The sequence below is a fragment of the Vibrio sp. 1727 genome, from assembly GCF_033344415.1.
Classification (GTDB): domain Bacteria; phylum Pseudomonadota; class Gammaproteobacteria; order Enterobacterales; family Vibrionaceae; genus Vibrio; species Vibrio alginolyticus.
The window spans coordinates 1-637 of the sequence record NZ_JAWPOT010000376.1; the positions used below are offsets into that span (position 1 = coordinate 1).

A 637-nucleotide genomic window follows, 5' to 3' on the forward strand; every position below is an offset into this window, starting at 1 on the left:
TCACCAATTTCAAAAGGTCGCATCGACTCAACACGGTTTTCCCAGATCTGGCTTCCCGTAATTTCTACCGGACCAAAGTGATAGCGAATACCGCTGTCGTAGTGCAAACGCACATTGGCTTCATTCAATTCAGGGATCACTTCCAGCTTGTTGAGCTTAAAGTCACCATTGAAGTAACCACGTTGCAAAGCCAGGTTACGAATCCCTGATTTAAGGCTGTCATACTCACCCTGATTTAAAATCCGCCCAACTTTTAAAGGCGATTTGGCGATGAGATTCGTAAATTCTTCATCCTCTTTCGCTTCACCGCTGATCACGACATCCATTACTTTGATCTTAACTGGTAAGCCTTTGCGGATGTTAACGATCAGCTCGTCATTCCCTTCGGAAATAGAGTATGAGATTTTTGCATGATAATAGCCAAGCGCATTAAGCGCTTCGGTGATACTTTGATCCAATCGCGCCTGAAAGCGCAGCGAAGTGGAGTAATCCTTCTCTGGAATCGAAGACAGGTACGCTTTCACGTTATCTTCCAGTGCGCCATCGATGCCTTTAAGCTTTAAAGAAACATCGGCATACGCGCTCTGAGAAACAACCAACAAGCCAACAATGATGGGGAGAGCTTTTTTTATCATGC

General features: G+C 44.9%; 1 protein-coding gene. It reads right to left on the minus strand.

The window, feature by feature from the left end:
* The coding region (locus R8O10_RS25835; RefSeq protein WP_318192042.1) for an autotransporter assembly complex protein TamA at positions 1 to 635 on the minus strand (635 nt) is incomplete at its 3' end.
* Positions 636 to 637: the final 2 nt, after the last annotated feature.